The organism is Cryobacterium sp. W22_MBD10_FK3 (genome assembly GCF_052113745.1).
Lineage (GTDB): Bacteria > Actinomycetota > Actinomycetes > Actinomycetales > Microbacteriaceae > Cryobacterium.
In genome coordinates, this window is the sequence record NZ_JBGQOH010000018.1 from 12,705 (window position 1) to 28,098 (window position 15,394).

General features: G+C 69.7%; 15 protein-coding genes. 7 read left to right on the forward strand and 8 right to left on the reverse strand.

The genetic code is table 11. The annotated features are described in order from the left end of the window. The first annotated feature begins 14 nt into the window (after nt 1–14). The gene (gene hpf / locus ACEN2M_RS14670) at nt 15–731 is read left to right on the forward strand and encodes a ribosome hibernation-promoting factor, HPF/YfiA family (RefSeq protein WP_441648881.1); all 717 of its coding nucleotides are present in this window, start codon (nt 15–17) and stop codon (nt 729–731) included. 100 nt (nt 732–831) lie between these two features. Further along, nucleotides 832–3,648 (forward strand): preprotein translocase subunit SecA, encoded by a 2,817-nt coding sequence (gene secA, locus ACEN2M_RS14675; RefSeq protein WP_441648882.1) that lies wholly within the window; start codon nt 832–834, stop codon nt 3,646–3,648. A 165-nt stretch (nt 3,649–3,813) separates the two neighbouring features. On the opposite strand, the gene ACEN2M_RS14680 is transcribed toward secA, so the two are convergent. Next, a complete protein-coding gene (locus tag ACEN2M_RS14680) occupies nt 3,814–4,317 on the reverse strand; it encodes an Rv3235 family protein (protein ID WP_441648883.1) in 504 nt (167 codons plus the stop codon). Between the two features lie 210 nt (nt 4,318–4,527). On the opposite strand from ACEN2M_RS14680, the gene ACEN2M_RS14685 reads away from it, so the two are divergent. Next, nucleotides 4,528–5,121, forward strand: coding sequence for a hypothetical protein (locus ACEN2M_RS14685; protein WP_441648884.1), 594 nt, complete (start codon nt 4,528–4,530; stop codon nt 5,119–5,121). A gap of 5 nt (nt 5,122–5,126) precedes the next feature. Here the strand turns inward: ACEN2M_RS14685 and ACEN2M_RS14690 are convergent, their stop codons facing one another. Further along, entirely contained in the window at nt 5,127–5,468 is a 342-nt protein-coding gene (locus ACEN2M_RS14690) for a helix-turn-helix domain-containing protein (protein WP_441648885.1), read from the reverse strand. 143 nt (nt 5,469–5,611) lie between these two features. On the opposite strand from ACEN2M_RS14690, the gene ACEN2M_RS14695 reads away from it, so the two are divergent. Further along, the gene (locus ACEN2M_RS14695) at nt 5,612–6,262 is read left to right on the forward strand and encodes a hypothetical protein (protein ID WP_441648886.1); all 651 of its coding nucleotides are present in this window, start codon (nt 5,612–5,614) and stop codon (nt 6,260–6,262) included. A 2-nt stretch (nt 6,263–6,264) separates the two neighbouring features. Then, the gene (locus ACEN2M_RS14700) at nt 6,265–7,713 is read left to right on the forward strand and encodes an AAA family ATPase (RefSeq protein WP_441648887.1); all 1,449 of its coding nucleotides are present in this window, start codon (nt 6,265–6,267) and stop codon (nt 7,711–7,713) included. Here the strand turns inward: ACEN2M_RS14700 and ACEN2M_RS14705 are convergent. Together ACEN2M_RS14705 and ACEN2M_RS14710 are read right to left on the reverse strand one after the other, a co-directional pair. Beyond that, the gene (locus ACEN2M_RS14705; protein ID WP_441648888.1) at nt 7,701–9,350 is read right to left on the reverse strand and encodes a DUF5671 domain-containing protein; all 1,650 of its coding nucleotides are present in this window, start codon (nt 9,348–9,350) and stop codon (nt 7,701–7,703) included. The two genes, ACEN2M_RS14700 and ACEN2M_RS14705, sit on opposite strands and share 13 nt — an antisense overlap. Further along, nucleotides 9,347–9,865 (reverse strand): hypothetical protein, encoded by a 519-nt coding sequence (locus tag ACEN2M_RS14710; protein WP_441648889.1) that lies wholly within the window; start codon nt 9,863–9,865, stop codon nt 9,347–9,349. The genes ACEN2M_RS14705 and ACEN2M_RS14710 overlap by 4 nt, the downstream gene beginning before the upstream one ends. 103 nt (nt 9,866–9,968) lie before the next feature. Between ACEN2M_RS14710 and ACEN2M_RS14715 the strand changes: the two genes are divergently transcribed. Next, nucleotides 9,969–11,462: a sensor histidine kinase gene (locus ACEN2M_RS14715; protein WP_441648890.1), complete on the forward strand. Its 1,494-nt coding sequence runs from the start codon at nt 9,969–9,971 to the stop codon at nt 11,460–11,462. Nucleotides 11,463–11,579: 117 nt separating this feature from the next. On the opposite strand, the gene ACEN2M_RS14720 is transcribed toward ACEN2M_RS14715, so the two are convergent. After that, nucleotides 11,580–11,828 carry a WhiB family transcriptional regulator gene (locus ACEN2M_RS14720; RefSeq protein WP_035837005.1) on the reverse strand — a complete coding sequence of 83 codons (249 nt, stop codon included), beginning with the start codon at nt 11,826–11,828 and terminating at the stop codon, nt 11,580–11,582. Nucleotides 11,829–12,012: 184 nt separating this feature from the next. Between ACEN2M_RS14720 and ACEN2M_RS14725 the strand changes: the two genes are divergently transcribed. Next, the gene (locus tag ACEN2M_RS14725) at nt 12,013–12,450 is read left to right on the forward strand and encodes a hypothetical protein (protein WP_441648891.1); all 438 of its coding nucleotides are present in this window, start codon (nt 12,013–12,015) and stop codon (nt 12,448–12,450) included. Here ACEN2M_RS14725 and bcp read toward each other — a convergent pair whose 3' ends face one another. Genes bcp through aroA form a run of 3 tightly spaced genes read right to left on the reverse strand, consistent with a single transcriptional unit; the run spans nt 12,451 to nt 15,370 of the window. After that, nucleotides 12,451–12,924 carry a thioredoxin-dependent thiol peroxidase gene (gene bcp / locus ACEN2M_RS14730; protein ID WP_441648892.1) on the reverse strand — a complete coding sequence of 158 codons (474 nt, stop codon included), beginning with the start codon at nt 12,922–12,924 and terminating at the stop codon, nt 12,451–12,453. A 17-nt stretch (nt 12,925–12,941) separates the two neighbouring features. Further along, a complete protein-coding gene (gene rsgA, locus ACEN2M_RS14735) occupies nt 12,942–14,006 on the reverse strand; it encodes a ribosome small subunit-dependent GTPase A (protein WP_441648893.1) in 1,065 nt (354 codons plus the stop codon). After that, nucleotides 14,003–15,370: a 3-phosphoshikimate 1-carboxyvinyltransferase gene (gene aroA / locus ACEN2M_RS14740; protein ID WP_441648894.1), complete on the reverse strand. Its 1,368-nt coding sequence runs from the start codon at nt 15,368–15,370 to the stop codon at nt 14,003–14,005. Before aroA ends, rsgA begins: the two co-directional genes overlap by 4 nt. Nucleotides 15,371–15,394 lie beyond the last annotated feature (24 nt).

A 15,394-nucleotide genomic window follows, 5' to 3' on the forward strand; every position in this document is an offset into this window, starting at 1 on the left:
ATCTGGAGGTCGTCATGGAAACTAACATCGTTGGACGGAACCTGGGGATCACTGATCGCTTCCGGGAATATGCGACGGAGAAGGCCGAGAAGATCGCCGGCCTCGCCGATAAGGCCCTCGCCCTGGAAATCAAGGTCAGTCGTCACACCGAGAAGAGCGGCGCCGCCGGTAACGACCGCGTTGAACTCACGCTGATCGGCAAGGGGCCCGTTGTACGGGCCGAAGCAGAAGGTGGCGACAAGTACGCGGCCTTCGACATCGCCCTCGGCCGGCTCCTCGAGCGGGTGCGTCGGGCCAAGGACCGCCGCAAGGTGCACCGCGGCGGCGCCCACCGACCCACGTCGCTGCACGACGCGTCGTCCTCCGGTTTCGCCGTGATCGACATCGTGCCCGCCGACGGCGAGACCCTGGAGCGCGTGCGCACCGGGGCGATCCAGGTGGTGTCGGACGAGGCAGACGAGACCGACGAGGCCGAGGAGGTCTACAGCCCGGTGGTCATCCGGCGCAAGGTCTTCTCCGCCGCCCCCATGACGGTGGACGACGCCCTGTACTTCATGGAGCTCGTCGGCCACGACTTCTACCTGTTCCAGGACGCCGAATCCCACCGGCCCAGCGTGGTCTACCGGCGCAAGGGCTGGGACTACGGGGTCATCGAACTCGACCCGAACTCCGACTCGGCCAGGGTGTTGGCATCCGTCTCGGGTACGGGGTCCAGCGAGTCCAGCTCCTGACCAACTAGCATTGCTATAGTTGCCGGCTAGGTCGGCGCTACGTGCGTCCGACCGGACGACAGGCGTGTTCGCACGCCGTGACGACTAGTGGAGTGCATTCGTGGCCGGAATACTGGAAAAAGTTCTTCGTGTTGGCGAGGGGCGCATTCTGCGTCGGCTCGAGAGCTATGCAAAGGCCATCAATGCGCTGGAAGACGACTTCAGCACCCTCAGTGATGAGGAGCTGAAGAACGAGACCGTGCAGTTGCGTGAGCGTTACTCGGGCGGTGAGTCGTTGGACGACTTGCTGCCCGAGGCGTTCGCCGCCGTGCGTGAGGCCTCCACCCGCACCCTGGGCCTGCGGCACTTCGACGTGCAGCTGATGGGCGGCGCGGCCCTGCACCTCGGCAACATCGCCGAGATGAAGACCGGTGAGGGCAAGACCCTGGTCGCCACGACGGCGGCTTACCTGAACGCCATCACCAGCCGCGGCGTGCACGTGATCACGGTCAACGACTACCTCGCCAGCTACCAGAGCGAGCTGATGGGCCGCGTGTTCCGCGCCCTGGGCATGACTACCGGATGCATCGTCTCCGGCCAGACCCCCGCGCAGCGTCGCGAGATGTACGCCTGCGACATCACCTACGGCACGAACAACGAGTTCGGCTTCGACTACCTCCGCGACAACATGGCCTGGCAGGCCACCGACATGGTGCAGCGCGGCCACTACTTCGCCATCGTCGACGAGGTCGACTCGATCCTCATCGACGAAGCCCGTACCCCCTTGATCATCTCCGGGCCCGCCTCCGGCGAGGCGAACCGCTGGTTCACCGAGTTCGCCAGCCTGGCCAAGCGCCTCGTCGTCGACGAGGACTTCGAGGTCGACGAGAAGAAGCGCACCGTGGGTGTGCTCGAACCCGGCATCGAAAAGGTCGAGGACTACCTCGGCATCGACAACCTCTACGAATCCGCGAACACCCCACTGATCTCGTTCCTGAACAACGCCATCAAGGCCAACGCCCTGTTCAAGAAAGACAAGGACTACGTCGTGATGAACGGCGAGGTGCTCATCGTCGACGAGCACACCGGCCGCATCCTGATGGGCCGTCGTTACAACGAAGGCATCCACCAGGCGATCGAGGCCAAGGAAGGTGTCGCGGTCAAGGCCGAGAACCAGACCCTCGCCACCGTCACCCTGCAGAACTACTTCCGGCTGTACTCGAAGATCTCCGGCATGACCGGTACCGCCGAGACCGAGGCCGCCGAGTTCATGAGCACGTACAAGCTCGGCGTCGTCGCGATCCCCACGAACAAGCCGATGCAGCGCATCGACCAGTCCGACCTGATCTACAAGAACGAAGAGGCCAAGTTCGGCCAGGTCGTCGAGGACATCGTGGAGCGCCACGCCAACGGCCAGCCCGTCCTGGTGGGCACCACCAGCGTCGAGAAGAGCGAGTACCTCTCCCGCCTGCTGGCGAAGAAGGGCGTGCGCCACGAGGTCCTGAACGCCAAGAACCACGCCCGTGAGGCCGCCATCGTCGCCCAGGCCGGGCGCCTGGGCTCGGTCACCGTCGCCACCAACATGGCCGGCCGTGGCACCGACGTGATGCTCGGCGGCAACGCCGAGTTCCTCGCCGTCGCCGCGATGAACGCCAAGGGCCTGAGCCCGGTGGAGACCCCGGACGAGTACGAGAAGGAATGGGACGACGTCTTCGCCGGCGTCAAGGCCGAGGTGTCCGAGGAGGCCGACAAGGTCATCGCGGCCGGCGGCCTCTACGTGCTCGGCACCGAGCGCCACGAGTCCCGCCGCATCGACAACCAGCTCCGCGGACGCAGCGGCCGCCAGGGCGACCCTGGCGAGAGCCGGTTCTACCTGTCGCTCACCGACGACCTGATGCGTCTGTTCAACGCCGGCGCCGCCGAAAGCCTGATGGGCCGCCAGGGCGTCCCCGACGACATGGCCATCGAATCCAAGGTGGTCAGCCGCGCCATCCGCAGCGCCCAGTCGCAGGTTGAGGGCCGCAACGCCGAGATCCGCAAGAACGTGCTCAAGTACGACGACGTGCTCAATCGCCAGCGCGAAGCGATCTACGGCGACCGCCGGCACATCCTCGAGGGCGACGACCTGCACGAGCGCACCCAGCGGTTCCTCGAAGACGTCATCGACGAGGTGCTTGACGTGCACACCGGCGAGGGCAACGGCGACGACTGGGACTTCGACGCGCTCTGGACCGAGCTGAAGACCCTGTACCCGGTGGGTCTCACCATCGACGAGGTCATCTCCGAGGTCGGAAACAAGGGCAAGATCAACCGCGACTTCATGCGCAGGGAGATCATCTCCGACGCCAAGGTCGCCTACGCCCGCCGCGAAGAATCGCTCGGCTCACCCGCCATGCGCGAGCTGGAACGTCGTGTGGTGCTCTCGGTGATCGACCGCCGCTGGCGCGAACACCTCTACGAGATGGATTACCTCAAGGACGGCATCGGCCTGCGCGCGATGGCACAGCGTGACCCGCTGGTCGAGTACCAGCGCGAAGGCTTCGCCATGTTCCAGCAGATGATGGGCCAGATCCGCGAGGAGACCGTCGGCTTCCTGTTCAACCTCGAGGTCGAGGTGTCCCAGCCGGCCGGTGCCGTCGACGCACCCATCGTCGCGGCCAAGGGCCTGACCCCTCCGGCCGAGACCGGCCAGGAGAAGCTGAGCTTCACCGCCCCGAGCGACTCCGGCGGAGTCGAGGTGCGAAACCAGCGCGGCCAGATCCAGCAGGCCGCGACGGACCGTGCCCGCCGCGCCGCCGTGACCGCCGCTCCCACCGAGGCTGCCCCGGCAGCGCCGACGGGTCCGCCCCAGCGCGGTGCCTTCGGTCAGCGCGCCGAGGCCGACAAGCCGGCGCCGAACAACCGCGCCGAGCGTCGCACCCAGGGCAAGAAGAAGTAACCACCCGCTCTGCGGCAACTGTGCCCGGTGCGGACGATTGCGTCCGGCGCACCGGGCACAGTTGTCCGCATCGGGACCAGTTGGCGGCCGCTCTGCGCCGGCACCGTGACAGCTCAGACCGCGTGACAACTCAGAGCGCGTGACAGCTCAGAGCACGTTGTTGGCTCAGAGCACGTTGATGGCGCTGGCCCGCCAGCGGTTGTCCAGGCCTTCCAGGCGCACGGCCACCGCGCGCACCCGCACCTTGCTGTGCACGATCACGACCGCCTCGATGATGCCGTCCCGCGGCTCGTTGATGGTGACCCGGCCGATCGTGATGGCGGGGCGCTGGGCGCGCTGTCCCTTGACGGCGCGGGCCCTGGCCGAGAGCACCACCCGTTTGAGCAGGTGCCTGTAGACGTCGTCGCTCACCCAGCGCGCCAGCTGGTCGAGTTCCCTGGCCCCGGCGAGCACCTCAATGACGCAGCGGGTGAGGTTGATCAGCAAAGGCTCCGGATCGGGTAGGGCGGCGCGCGGGCTCGGCTGGTGATCGAAGAAGTCGTCGGCGTGGAACGTGTCGTCCGACCCCCGCCCGGCCCGGCCGCCCGGGTCGGCGGGGGAGTCCGGCGGCTTCGGCGCCTGCGCGGGCGGCGAACGGCGCGGGTGTGGCTCGGCAAGTGGATCGCTCATGGGTTGCTCCAGATGCGGGGATCCGTGGTGTCGACGAGAAGAGCGGGACGAGTGTGGCGCTATCGTGCGGGTGGAACACCGGATCGGCCCCGTGGACACTGCTGAGGCCTTGGGCGACACTCAACCACCCGCATTCCAGTCTGTCTAGGCTTGCCGCGCCGGCTGTGGATAACGTCAGCCGCGGATTCGCGGGCCGACTACCGTCGGGGTGTGCGCTGGGATAATTTGTTCGACGACCTCGAAGGTCAGCTCGAGAACGAGCTGAACGCCGAGGACCTCGAGCTGCGTGCGGAGGAGGAACGGCTGCGCCTGGGGAGGCTGGCCCTGCGCCAGCGGCTGACCGGTGTCCTGGCCGGCCCGGCCGCATCCCCGGTGCTGCGGGTGGTGCTCGTCGACGGCCAAACGCTCTCGGTGCGGCCCACAACCTTCGGGCGGGACTGGCTGGCCGCCGACCTCCTCGAGGCAGGCACGGGCAACCCGCAGTGCATCCTCCCGTTTGCGGCCATCGGCGCTGTCATCCTGCAGCCCGCTCAGGTGCCGGAGTCGCTGGCGGCCGAGACCGAGACGCCGGCGCGGCTCGTCGACCGCATCGGCCTGCCATTCGTACTGCGGGATCTGTGCCGGCGTCGCAAGAGCCTCCTGATCCACACCGGGGTGGGACCGGTGACCGGCACCATCGATCGCGTGGGGCGCGATCACGTTGACCTGGCCGTGCACCCGCCAGGAACCCTCAGGCGGGCACCAGACGTGCAGCAATACCGGATCGTGCCGCTGAGTCAGATCTACCTGGTGCGGCTGGACTGACGGCCTCAGGGGCTGGGGGTGTCGCCCCCAGGGTCGTCGTCGTCGGGGCCGCTGCCGCCTGCCGCGTTCGGGCGCAGGATCTTTCCCGCCGACAGTTCCGGGATGTTCGCGAAGTCGGATTGCTCCCAGAGGGACAGCCGGCGGGCCTCCTCGTACTTCGCCTCGATGTAGGACTCCAGCACGACCCGCTCCACCCGCCACGCGCCGGTCGCGCCGACCCGGATGGCCGGCAGCTCGCCGGTGCGCACCAGATCGAGAGCGGCGACGAGGGAGAGGTTGAGGATCTGAGCGGTGTCGGCGAGGGTCAGGAAACGCCCCACCGAGGCAGATGACACGGGATCGCTCATGCGAACGATTATGCGTCGTGCTGGAGCCCTGCGACGGTCGAGCGCGCTACCTGTGGATAACTTCAGCGCGCAACGGCGCGGGCCGTCACGATGGACGAGATGGTGAACCAGACGGCGATCGACACGGTGAGCGAGGTGCGCGGATGAGGACTGCAGACGGTGCCGGGCGCCCCGCGACAGCGACGAGGACGAGGTTCTGGTTCGATCCGCGCTTCGCGCTCGGGTTGGTGCTGGTGGCGGCCTCCGTGGTCGGGGTCAGCACCGTCGTGGCCGGCAGCGACAGTACCGTCGCGGTCTACGCGGCCCGGGTTCCGCTGGCCGTCGGCGATCACCTCGATATCGCCGACCTGGTCGAAACGGATGTGCGGCTCGGCGCGGCCGGTGAGCTCTACCTCACCCCGGACCTGATCCCCGCCGACGGCCTGATCGTGACCCGCACCGTCACGACCGGTGAGCTCGTGCCGGCCGCCGCCGTCGGAACCCGCGCGGGCGAGAGCGTCACCAGCCTCGTCGTCGATCTGCGCGGGAGCCTGTCGGCGGGGCTCGTTCCGGGGTCGGTGGTAGACGTCTGGTCCGCCGGTGCCGACGACGGCGGGGTGTTCGGGCCGCCGGCTGTGCTCGTCGGGCGGGCGGCCATCGTTCGGATCCTGGAGCCGACGGGTCTCATCCAGTCCGGTAGCGGCCGGGCCGTGGAGGTGCTGGTGCCCAAGGGCAAGGTCGCGGCAGTGTTGCAGGCGATCGCCAACGACGAGGCGATTTCCCTCGTGGCCGTGAACGCTCCGATCGGAGGCTGACCATGACACTGCTGGCACTCGCGCTCGACAGGGACACCGAAGACCGGCTGCTCGCCGACATCATCGAGCACGGCCACGTGATCGTCGCCAGGCCGGCTAACATTCGCGAGTTGCTGGCCTCGATCGACCGGCATACGCCAGAGGCGCTCATCGTGGGAGCCACGCCGGGCACCCTGACCGCCGACCTTCTCGCCGCCAGCGACGCCGGCGGCATCCGGGTGATCGCGCTCGCCGCGACGGAGGCCGAACGCCGCTACGCGGCCGGGCTGGGGCTGCACGAGGTCGTTCGGGCGGATGCCGGGTGGCCCGAGATCGAGCGGATGCTGACGGTGGGCGGCGGTATCCCATTGCGCATCGACGACGACCCTGAGCCCGCCGCCGACGGACCCGCCGACGCCGCGACGCCGACCAGGCGCGGCCGGAGCAAGGCACGACCGACCCCGGGCCGGCGAGGGCGCCGGGCCGCACCACGGGGCGCCGGCGACGGCCCCGCCGACTCGGCACCGCAGAGGCCGGAGGCATCCAACGCGGCGGCCGTCGACGAGTTCGACGAGGTCGCGGCGGGGCTGACCGGCCCGGGAACAGTGATCGCGGTCTGGGGTCCGGCGGGGGCGCCGGGCCGCACCACCCTGGCCATCAACATCGCCGCCGAGATCGCGGCGGCCGGGCACTCGGTGGTGTTGGCGGACGTGGACACCTACAGCGGCTCGATCGCGCCGAGCCTGGGCCTGCTCGACGAGGCGCCGGGTTTCGCGGCGGCCTGCAGGCTGTCCGGCTCCGACACCCTGACCCCGGTCGAACTGGAACGGATCGCCCATCGCTACAACTCGCCGCGGGGCGCGTTCTGGGTGCTGACCGGCATCGGACGGCCGTCCAGATGGCCCGAGCTGTCGGCCGAACGGGTCAGCGGCACGATTCTGGCGCTGCGACGCTGGGCCGACTACGTGGTGCTCGACACTGGGTTCAGCCTGGAGAGCGACGAGGAGATCTCGAGTGACCTGTTCGCGCCCCGCCGGAATGCGGCGACCCTGGCCGCACTGGGCGCAGCCGACAGGGTCGTGGCCTGCGGCCTCGCCGACCCCGTCGGCATGGCCAGGTTCCTGCGCGCCTGGAGCGACCTCACCGAGGTGATCACCACCCATCGGGTGCATGTCGTGATGAACCGGGTGCGCGCCAGCGCCGTGGGGCTCGGACCGGCGGCGCAGGTCAGCAGCGCGCTCCGCCGGTTCGGCGGCATCGACGCGGCCGTCCTGGTGCCGCACGACCAGATCGGTCTCGATGCCGCGGTGCTGACCGGGCGCACCCTGCGGGACGCGGCACCGCGGTCACCGGCCCGGCTGAGCATTCTCGGCCTGGTGCGTGATCAGTTGTTGCCGGTGCCGCACGCCCAGGCGGCGAGGGGCCAGTGGCGCCGTGCCTTCGACTGGCGGCGAACGGCTCAGCCCACCTGAACCGGGGCCAGCGGGATCACCGTGACAGCGCCATCGACCCCGACGATGAGCAGGACGCGCTCCGCGCTGACGCCGGCCAGGGCCTGCATGACTCGCGTGGGATCCGGCAGCGCCGTCGCAGCGCCGGCCCGCTGCCAATAGCTGACCGGCGCGCCGGTGAGCTCGCGCAGGTGGTTCACGACGGGCTCGGCACCCGGCCCCATCACCAGCACCAACTCGCCGATCGCCGGCGCCGCCGAGCCCGCCGGGCCAACGCCGGCCCGGTCCCGGCGCCAGAGGGTGAAGTGGTAGCCCGCCACCAGGCCGGTTGCCAGCAGCAACCCGAGCGGTGCGCGGATGCGGTCGAGGAGCCCTGGGTTGCCGGCGAGGACGGTGTCGAAGAGCCGAAAGCCGATGACCAGGAGGGTGACCAGTGCGACGACGGCGCTGATGCCGAACACCACGACGAGGTAGACGCCGCGGCCAGCTGACCGGCTCCGGTCCGGCGCCGGCGCGATGCGCGGCTGCCAGGTGACCCACCACAGCGGCCCGCCGACGAGAAGGGAGCTGATGCCGCCCAGCAGCAGGGTGCGGGGATCCGAGCCGGCCAGGGGCGCGCTGAGGGTGGCCAGGAGCGCGTTCACGATAACGCCGATGCCGCTGGCCGCTGCGACCAGGGAGACGCCGCTGGTCACGAGCGTGCTCGTCTGCTGCACGGCGACCGATCGTCCGCGCACCACACCGCGGTGGTAGACCCAGATGAGACCGCCCACGAGGGCGGCCGACACCGCCAGACCGAGCGGATCCAGCAGCACAGGAACAGGGTCAGACCTGTCGAAGCTCAGCCGCAGCAGCACGAACACGACCGCGCCGGTGCCGGCCAGGGCCGCCAGGCACCCGCCCAGAACGCCGACGCCGGTGAGGACCACAGCCGCGAGGGCGGTGCGGGCGGCACGACCGCCGTCGTGGAACCAGTGCCACGCCCAGACCAGCGCGCCCCCGGCCGCCCAGACCAGGGCTTGCACGGCGCCCGCGAACCAGGGCGTGCCGGCAGACGCGGCGGCATCCGCGCCGAGTCCGGTCGCCAGGGCCTCGTCGAGGAGGCTCGTGAGGGTGCTGATCGCGCCGCCGGCGCCGACCAGGAGCCCGAAGGTGCCACCGAGCAGCGCGGCGGTTCCGGGCAACCGGGTGGGCCGTCGGTCGGTGCGGCGCAGAACGAATCGATGCCCGGCCCACACGCCGGCCCAGACCAGGCCCGTGGCCGCCTCAGTGGTGCCGTCATCGCCGGTCACCGCGCCGGCGACCGCCGTGAGCAGGGCCGTTGTCAGAACGATCAGGGCCACCGTGCAGATGCCGACCAGGTACAGTGCCCAAGCCAGGGACTCCCGCTCGGGTAGGCCGGCCAGCCGCCGCCAGGCCAGCCAGCCGAGGATCGCGGCCAGAGGCCCCGCCACCAGGGTGAAGGTCAGCGAGACGGCCAGGCCAACGGTGTCGGTGCCGTAGATCAGTTCGCCGGTGAGCATGTCGAACACCCGGCCGAGCAGGTCGGCGAGGCCACTCGCGGTGAGCACGACCAGCACGAAGAGGATCGTGTAGATCACGACCCTGGTGACCACCGGGGCCGCAGACGGCCGGGTGAGTGCGGCGGGCGCGGTCACGGGGTCTCTCCCTCGGTCGTCGGCGGGCAGACGGCGAGCTGCCACGGCGCCTCGTCGATGAGCCAACCGGCGCCGGCCCGCACCAGAGCGAAGGAGTCCTCCGATTCGTACTCGGAGGCACCGAACGGACCAGTGCCTGAAGACCGGACGATCCGCACCATCACATCGGCGTTGGAGTCCCGTTCGACGGTGTCGACGAGCGCGACACGCGTGTCGTTCGTTTCCGACGACGTGCCGTAGGACCCGGTGTCGGCGCAGTCAGCCAGCGCGCCGGCGCTGAGGTACCTGGCGGCTGCGGCCTCGTCGCCGTCCAGCACGGCGGTGGCATAGCGTTGCACCACCCCGCCCGGTGTGTCAGCGGCGAGGGGAGTCGGCTCGCCACGGCTGAAAACCACGACCAGGGCGACCACGACGAGCAGCACGATCAGGCCGAGAACCACCAGCACCGCCGGGTCGCGTCGAGCGGACGACGCCGTGGCCGGGGCGGATTCTGGGTCGGGAACAGCAGAGGTCATATCGCGAGCATGGCGTATCCGGCGCCGGCGCACCAGCGAGGGCGACAGCCCCGAGCGCTCCGCGCGTGCTGCGGGGTACCCGCCGCGGCCGTAGGCTGGTCTCGTGTCGACGCTCAGTGATCTCGTACTTGCCCAGGGCCGCAACAGTGCGGAGGACGTCGACTGGCTGCACATGCTCGTCGCCGACGGCCAGCTGCTGGCCGACCTCGCCTTCGCCGACATCGTCGTGTGGGTGCCCACCATCGGTGGCAGCTTCGTCGCCGTCGCCCACGCCAGGCCGTCCAGCGCCGCCACCCTCTTCTACCGCGACTTCGTGGGTCAGGAGATCAAGGCCGAATGGCGCAAACAGGTGACGGAGGCCTTCGACACGGCGAAGATCATCGACACCACGGCGCCGGACTGGTACGAGGAGACGCCCACCCGGGTGCGGGCCATCCCCGTGCGCCGGCGGATCAGCTCGAGCGGTGCGGAGATCACCCCCGAACCCATCGCCGTGCTCACCCGGCACACCAACCTCAGCGAGACGCGCACCCCCGGCCGGCAGGAGCTGACCTTCAACGACTGCGCGAACGACCTGTTCGCCATGATCGCCTCCGGCGACTTCCCCGACCTCGGCGCCCCGACCGGCCCGCGCCGCGGCGCACCCAGGGCCTCGGACGGCCTGATCCGCCTGGACCTGGACGGCGTCACGACCTTCGCCAGCCCCAACGCGCTCTCGGCGTTCAACCGGATGGGCTTCGCCGACGAGCTCGAGGGCGAATCGCTCGCCGAGGTCACCACGAGCCTGCTCAGCGGCAAGGCCGTCGTCGACGAGTCCCTGCCCCTGGTCGTGACCGGCCGGGCACCCTGGCGCACCGACATCGAGGCCCGCGGGGTGACGGTGTCGCTGCGCGCGATCCCCATCCGCAACCGGGGCGAACGCATCGGCGCCATCGTGCTCTCCCGCGACGTCACCGAGCTGCGACACCAGGAGCGCGAGCTGATCACCAAGGATGCCACCATCCGGGAGATCCACCACCGGGTGAAGAACAACCTGCAGACCGTGGCGTCGCTGCTGCGGATCCAGGCGCGGCGCACCCACTCCGACACCGCCCGCGAGGCCCTCAACCAGGCCATGCGCCGGGTCGCGGCGATCGCCGTGGTGCACGACACCCTCTCGAGCGGCCTGAGCCAGAACGTCGACTTCGACACCGTGTTCGACAGGGTGCTGCTGCTCATCGCCGAGGTGGCGTCCGCGCACAACACCACGGCGCATCCCACGTCATCCGGCAGCTTCGGCATCCTGCCCAGCGCCTACGCCACCCCGCTGGCCCTGGCGCTCACCGAGCTTGTCACCAACGCCGTGGAGCACGGGCTCGCCGGCCGCGAGGGCGAGGTGGCCATCGAGGCCGAGCGCAACGAGGAGACCCTCACCGTGCGGGTGCGCGACAACGGGTCCGGCATGCCAGAGGGCAAGGTCGGGTCGGGGCTCGGCACCCAGATCGTGCGCACCCTGATTCAGGGTGAGCTCAGCGGCACCATCGACTGGCACACCATGATGGACAGCGGCACCGAGGTCACCATCGAGATTCCGTTACGCTTCATGGAATTCGACTGATCGATTCGACTGATCCAATTCGACCGATCGATTCGACCGATCCGGTCGTCGCGCGGGCACAAGAAACGGGCGAGCAGCGTGAGCTGCTCGCCCGTTTCGGGCTAGAGGGGAAAGCCTCTAGGAAGCGCGGCGTGCGCGGGCGGCACGGCGCTTGAGGGCGCGGCGCTCGTCTTCGCTGAGGCCGCCCCAGACGCCGGAGTCCTGACCGGTTTCGAGAGCGTACTGAAGGCAGACCTCGGTTACATTGCAGCGGGCACACACGGACTTGGCCTTCTCGATCTGGTCGACTGCGGGACCAGTGTTACCAACCGGGAAGAAAAGTTCCGGGTCGGCGGTAAGGCAGGCTGCTTTATCGCGCCAATCCATAGGGGTGCTCCTTTATTGCGGGGGGATGCCTGGCCGATCGGCCGAAGATGCGGGGGAAAGCCGAGGTTGCAGGAATGTCGGATCTTCGAAGAGATCTGCTCACCACCCTGTGAGCGTCAACCGGGCCTCAAATATGGTCCCATAATAGGGAGGTCAAATCAATAGTTTTGTATGGGATATCGCTGTGAGACAACCGTTCGACCCCAGCCAGGACGGCCTGGACGAGCCCCGGCCCGCCCGCCGGTCCCGCGCGCTCATCGCCCTGGTGGTGCTTTTGGCCGCCGAGGCGGCACTGCTCTGGGCGGCCGTTCTCTGGCTGATCCTCGAGCTCTTGACCCAGCAACCCACCTCGTTCGCGAGCGCCCTGGCGATCCTCGTGCTCACGGTTGTCGCCGCGCTCTGGGTGTCGACCATCACCGTCGGCACGCTGCGCGGGCGGTCCTGGATCAGGGCTGCCGCCGTCACCTGGCAGCTGGTGCAGATCTTCATTGCCGTCGGCTGCTTCCAGGGCTTCTACGCCAGGCCGGACCTCGGCTGGGCGCTGCTGGTCCCGTCGGTGCTCGTGCTGGTGCTGCTCTTCACGCGCAGCGTGGTGCAGGCCACGAGCACCCGCGAACCGTAGCTAGAGCCCGAGCTTCTTGCGCAGGCCGGCCACGTGGCCGGTGGCCTTGACGTTGTAGAGCGCCAGGGTCACGACGCCGGCCTCGTCGAGCACGAAGGTGGAGCGCAGCACCCCGGTGACGACCTTGCCGTAGAGGTTCTTCTCGCCCCAGGTGCCGTAGGCACGGTGCACGGCGAGGTCCTCGTCGCTGAGCAGCGGGAAGGTGAGGTGGTCGTTCGCGGCGAATGCCGCGAGTTTGGCCTGGCCGTCTTTGGAGAGCCCGAGCACCTGGTAGCCGGCCGCGGCGAGCGAACCCAGGTTGTCGCGGAAATCGCAGGCCTGAGTCGTGCAGCCCGGCGTCATGGCGGCCGGGTAGAAGTACACCACGACCTTCTGCCCGCGATAGTCGGCCAGGCTGACGGCGTCGCCGTTCTGGTCGGTCAGGGTGAAGTCAGGGGCCGTATCGCCGGCTGCAAGCCGTGTGGAATCAGTCATCCCACCACGCTACCCGGTCAGTTCTCACCCGGACGGTGCGCCGGTGCGGCCGCGAAGGTCGCCAGGAGGCGCTGCAGGGAGTCCAGACGGGCTTTGCCGGTCTCACCCAGGGTTCCGGCCGCGACGGCCTCGTTGATGGCGCAGTCGGGCGAGGAGGGCAGGTGGGTGCAGCCGCGCGGGCACTTCTCGGCGATGGTGGCCAGGTCGGTGAAGGCGCGCAGGATGTTGTCGGTGTTGATGTGACCCAGTCCGAAGGAGCGCACGCCCGGGGTGTCGATGACCCAGCCGCGGCCGGCCTCGGTCTGCAGCCGCAGTGAGATCGTCGACGAGGAGGTGTGCCTGCCCCGGCCGGTGACGGTGTTCACCACACCGACGGCGCGGTGCGCGTCTGGCACCAGGGCGTTCACCAACGTGGACTTGCCCACACCGGAGTGGCCCACGAAGACGGTGTCGTGCCCCACCAGGGCGGCGGAGATCTGCTCGAGCGGCATGGCGTCGTCGCGGCTCTGGAACACGGGCAGGTCGAGGCCGGCGAAATTGCTGAGGAACTCGGCGGGGTCGGCCAGGTCGGTCTTGGTGATGCAGAGGATGGGGGAGACCCCGGCGTCGTACGCGGCGACGAGGTAGCGGTCGACCAGGCGGATGCGCGGCTCCGGGTTCGCTGCGGACACCACGATGAGCATCTGGTCGGCGTTGGCGACGATCACGCGCTCCACGGCATCCGTGTCGTCGGCGCTGCGGCGCAGCAGGGTCTCGCGGCGAACGATGCGCACGATGCGGGACAGGCTGCCCTGGGCGCCTGTGGTGTCGCCGACGATGTCGACCCTGTCGCCGGTGACAACGGCGTGCTTGCGCAGCTCGCTGGCCCGCGCGGCCGTGACCCGGCGTTCGGTGGGTTCGTTCTCGTCGAGCATCACGGTGTACCGGCCACGGTCGACCGACAGGATGCGTCCGGTCAGGGCGTCGCCGTGCTCCGGCCGGGTCTTGGTGCGCGGCTTGGTGCCCTTGCGCCCCGGGCGGATCCGCACACTGGACTCGTCGTACTCCGGCTCATCGTCGTCCGGGGTCGACCACCACGTCACTCGGTGCCCAACCCGGTGAACAGGCCGTGCCACAGCTCGGCGAACTGGGGGAGGGTCTTGGCTGTCGTGCCGATGTCCTCCACCTCGACGCCGGGCACGACCAGGCCGATCAGGGCGCCGGTGGTGGCCATGCGGTGGTCGTCGTAGCTGTGCCAGGTGCCGCCGTGCAGCGGCCGCGGTTCGATGGACAGGCCGTCGGGCAGCTCGGTGACGTGGCCGCCGAGGTTGTTGATCTCGGTCGCCAGGGCGGCGAGGCGGTCGGTCTCGTGGTGGCGGATGTGGCCGATGCCGGTGATGGTGCTTGGCGAGTCGGCCAGCGCGGCCAGGCCCACCAGGGTGGGGGCCAGTTCGCCGCCGGTGGACAGGTCGATCTCCACCCCGGTGATCCGACCGGTGCCTGCGACCGTGAGCCTGTCGCCGTCGACGGTGACGGTGGCGCCGAACAGCGGCAGCAGCTCGGCCAGGTGCGCGCCGACCTGGGTGGTCGAGGCCGGCCAGCCGGTGATGGTGACGGTGCCGCCGGCCACCAGCGCCGCGGCGAGGAACGGCGCGGCGTTGGACAGGTCGGGTTCGATGTGCACGTCGGCGCCGTGGATGGGGCCGGGCGCGACGTTCCAGACGCCGACCTCCGGGCTGGTCACGGTGACGCCGCGCGCCGCGAGGGTGGCGATGGTCATCTCGATGTGCGGCAGGCTCGGCAGGCGCTCGCCCGCGTGACGCAGGTTCAGGCCGTCGGTGAAGCGCGAGGCGGCCAGCAGCAGCCCGGAGACGAACTGGCTCGACGCGGACGCGTCGATGGTCACCTCGCCGCCGTCGAGGCCGCCGGTGCCGTGCACGGTGAACGGCAGGGCGCCCCGGCCGTCGTCGTTGATGTCGGCGCCGAGGGCCCGCAGCGAGCTGATCGTGGTCGACATGGGCCGGCGCCTGGCGCCGGCGTCGCCGTCGAAGGTGGTTGGGCCCAGGGCTAACGCGGCGACGGGCGGCAGGAACCGCATCACGGTGCCGGCCAGGCCGCAGTCGATGGTGGTGGAGCCGAACAGCTCGCCGGGGGTGATGCGCAGGTCGCTGCCGTATTCGCCGTCGCCGTCGCCGTCGACGGCCTCGATCGTGGTGCCGAGCTGCCGGAGAGCGGCGACCATGAGGTCGCTGTCCCGCGAGTGCAGCGGGGCACGGAGCAGCGAGGGGGAGTCGGCCAGGGCGGAGAGCACGAGTTCGCGGTTGGTCAGCGACTTGGAGCCGGGCAGCGACAGCGTGGCGGCCAGCGCTCGCGGCGCGACGGGGGCCGCCCAGAGGGCATCCGTCTCCTCAGGCGAGCTGTCGCCGTATGGATCGAACTCCGGCTTGGAATATCTCGAGATCAACATCGGTTATCAGAATAGTCGGGATTG

What these genes read in the sequence shown, in the direction of transcription:
- hpf (WP_441648881.1), top strand. Translation starts at nt 15, where the DNA reads ATGGAAACTAACATCGTTGGACGGAACCTGGGGATCACTGATCGCTTC.
- ACEN2M_RS14680 (WP_441648883.1), bottom strand. Translation starts at nt 4,317, where the DNA reads ATGAGCGATCCACTTGCCGAGCCACACCCGCGCCGTTCGCCGCCCGCG.
- ACEN2M_RS14690 (WP_441648885.1), bottom strand. Translation starts at nt 5,468, where the DNA reads ATGAGCGATCCCGTGTCATCTGCCTCGGTGGGGCGTTTCCTGACCCTC.
- ACEN2M_RS14695 (WP_441648886.1), top strand. Translation starts at nt 5,612, where the DNA reads ATGAGGACTGCAGACGGTGCCGGGCGCCCCGCGACAGCGACGAGGACG.
- ACEN2M_RS14700 (WP_441648887.1), top strand. Translation starts at nt 6,265, where the DNA reads ATGACACTGCTGGCACTCGCGCTCGACAGGGACACCGAAGACCGGCTG.
- ACEN2M_RS14710 (WP_441648889.1), bottom strand. Translation starts at nt 9,865, where the DNA reads ATGACCTCTGCTGTTCCCGACCCAGAATCCGCCCCGGCCACGGCGTCG.
- ACEN2M_RS14720 (WP_035837005.1), bottom strand. Translation starts at nt 11,828, where the DNA reads ATGGATTGGCGCGATAAAGCAGCCTGCCTTACCGCCGACCCGGAACTT.
- bcp (WP_441648892.1), bottom strand. Translation starts at nt 12,924, where the DNA reads ATGACTGATTCCACACGGCTTGCAGCCGGCGATACGGCCCCTGACTTC.
- aroA (WP_441648894.1), bottom strand. Translation starts at nt 15,370, where the DNA reads ATGTTGATCTCGAGATATTCCAAGCCGGAGTTCGATCCATACGGCGAC.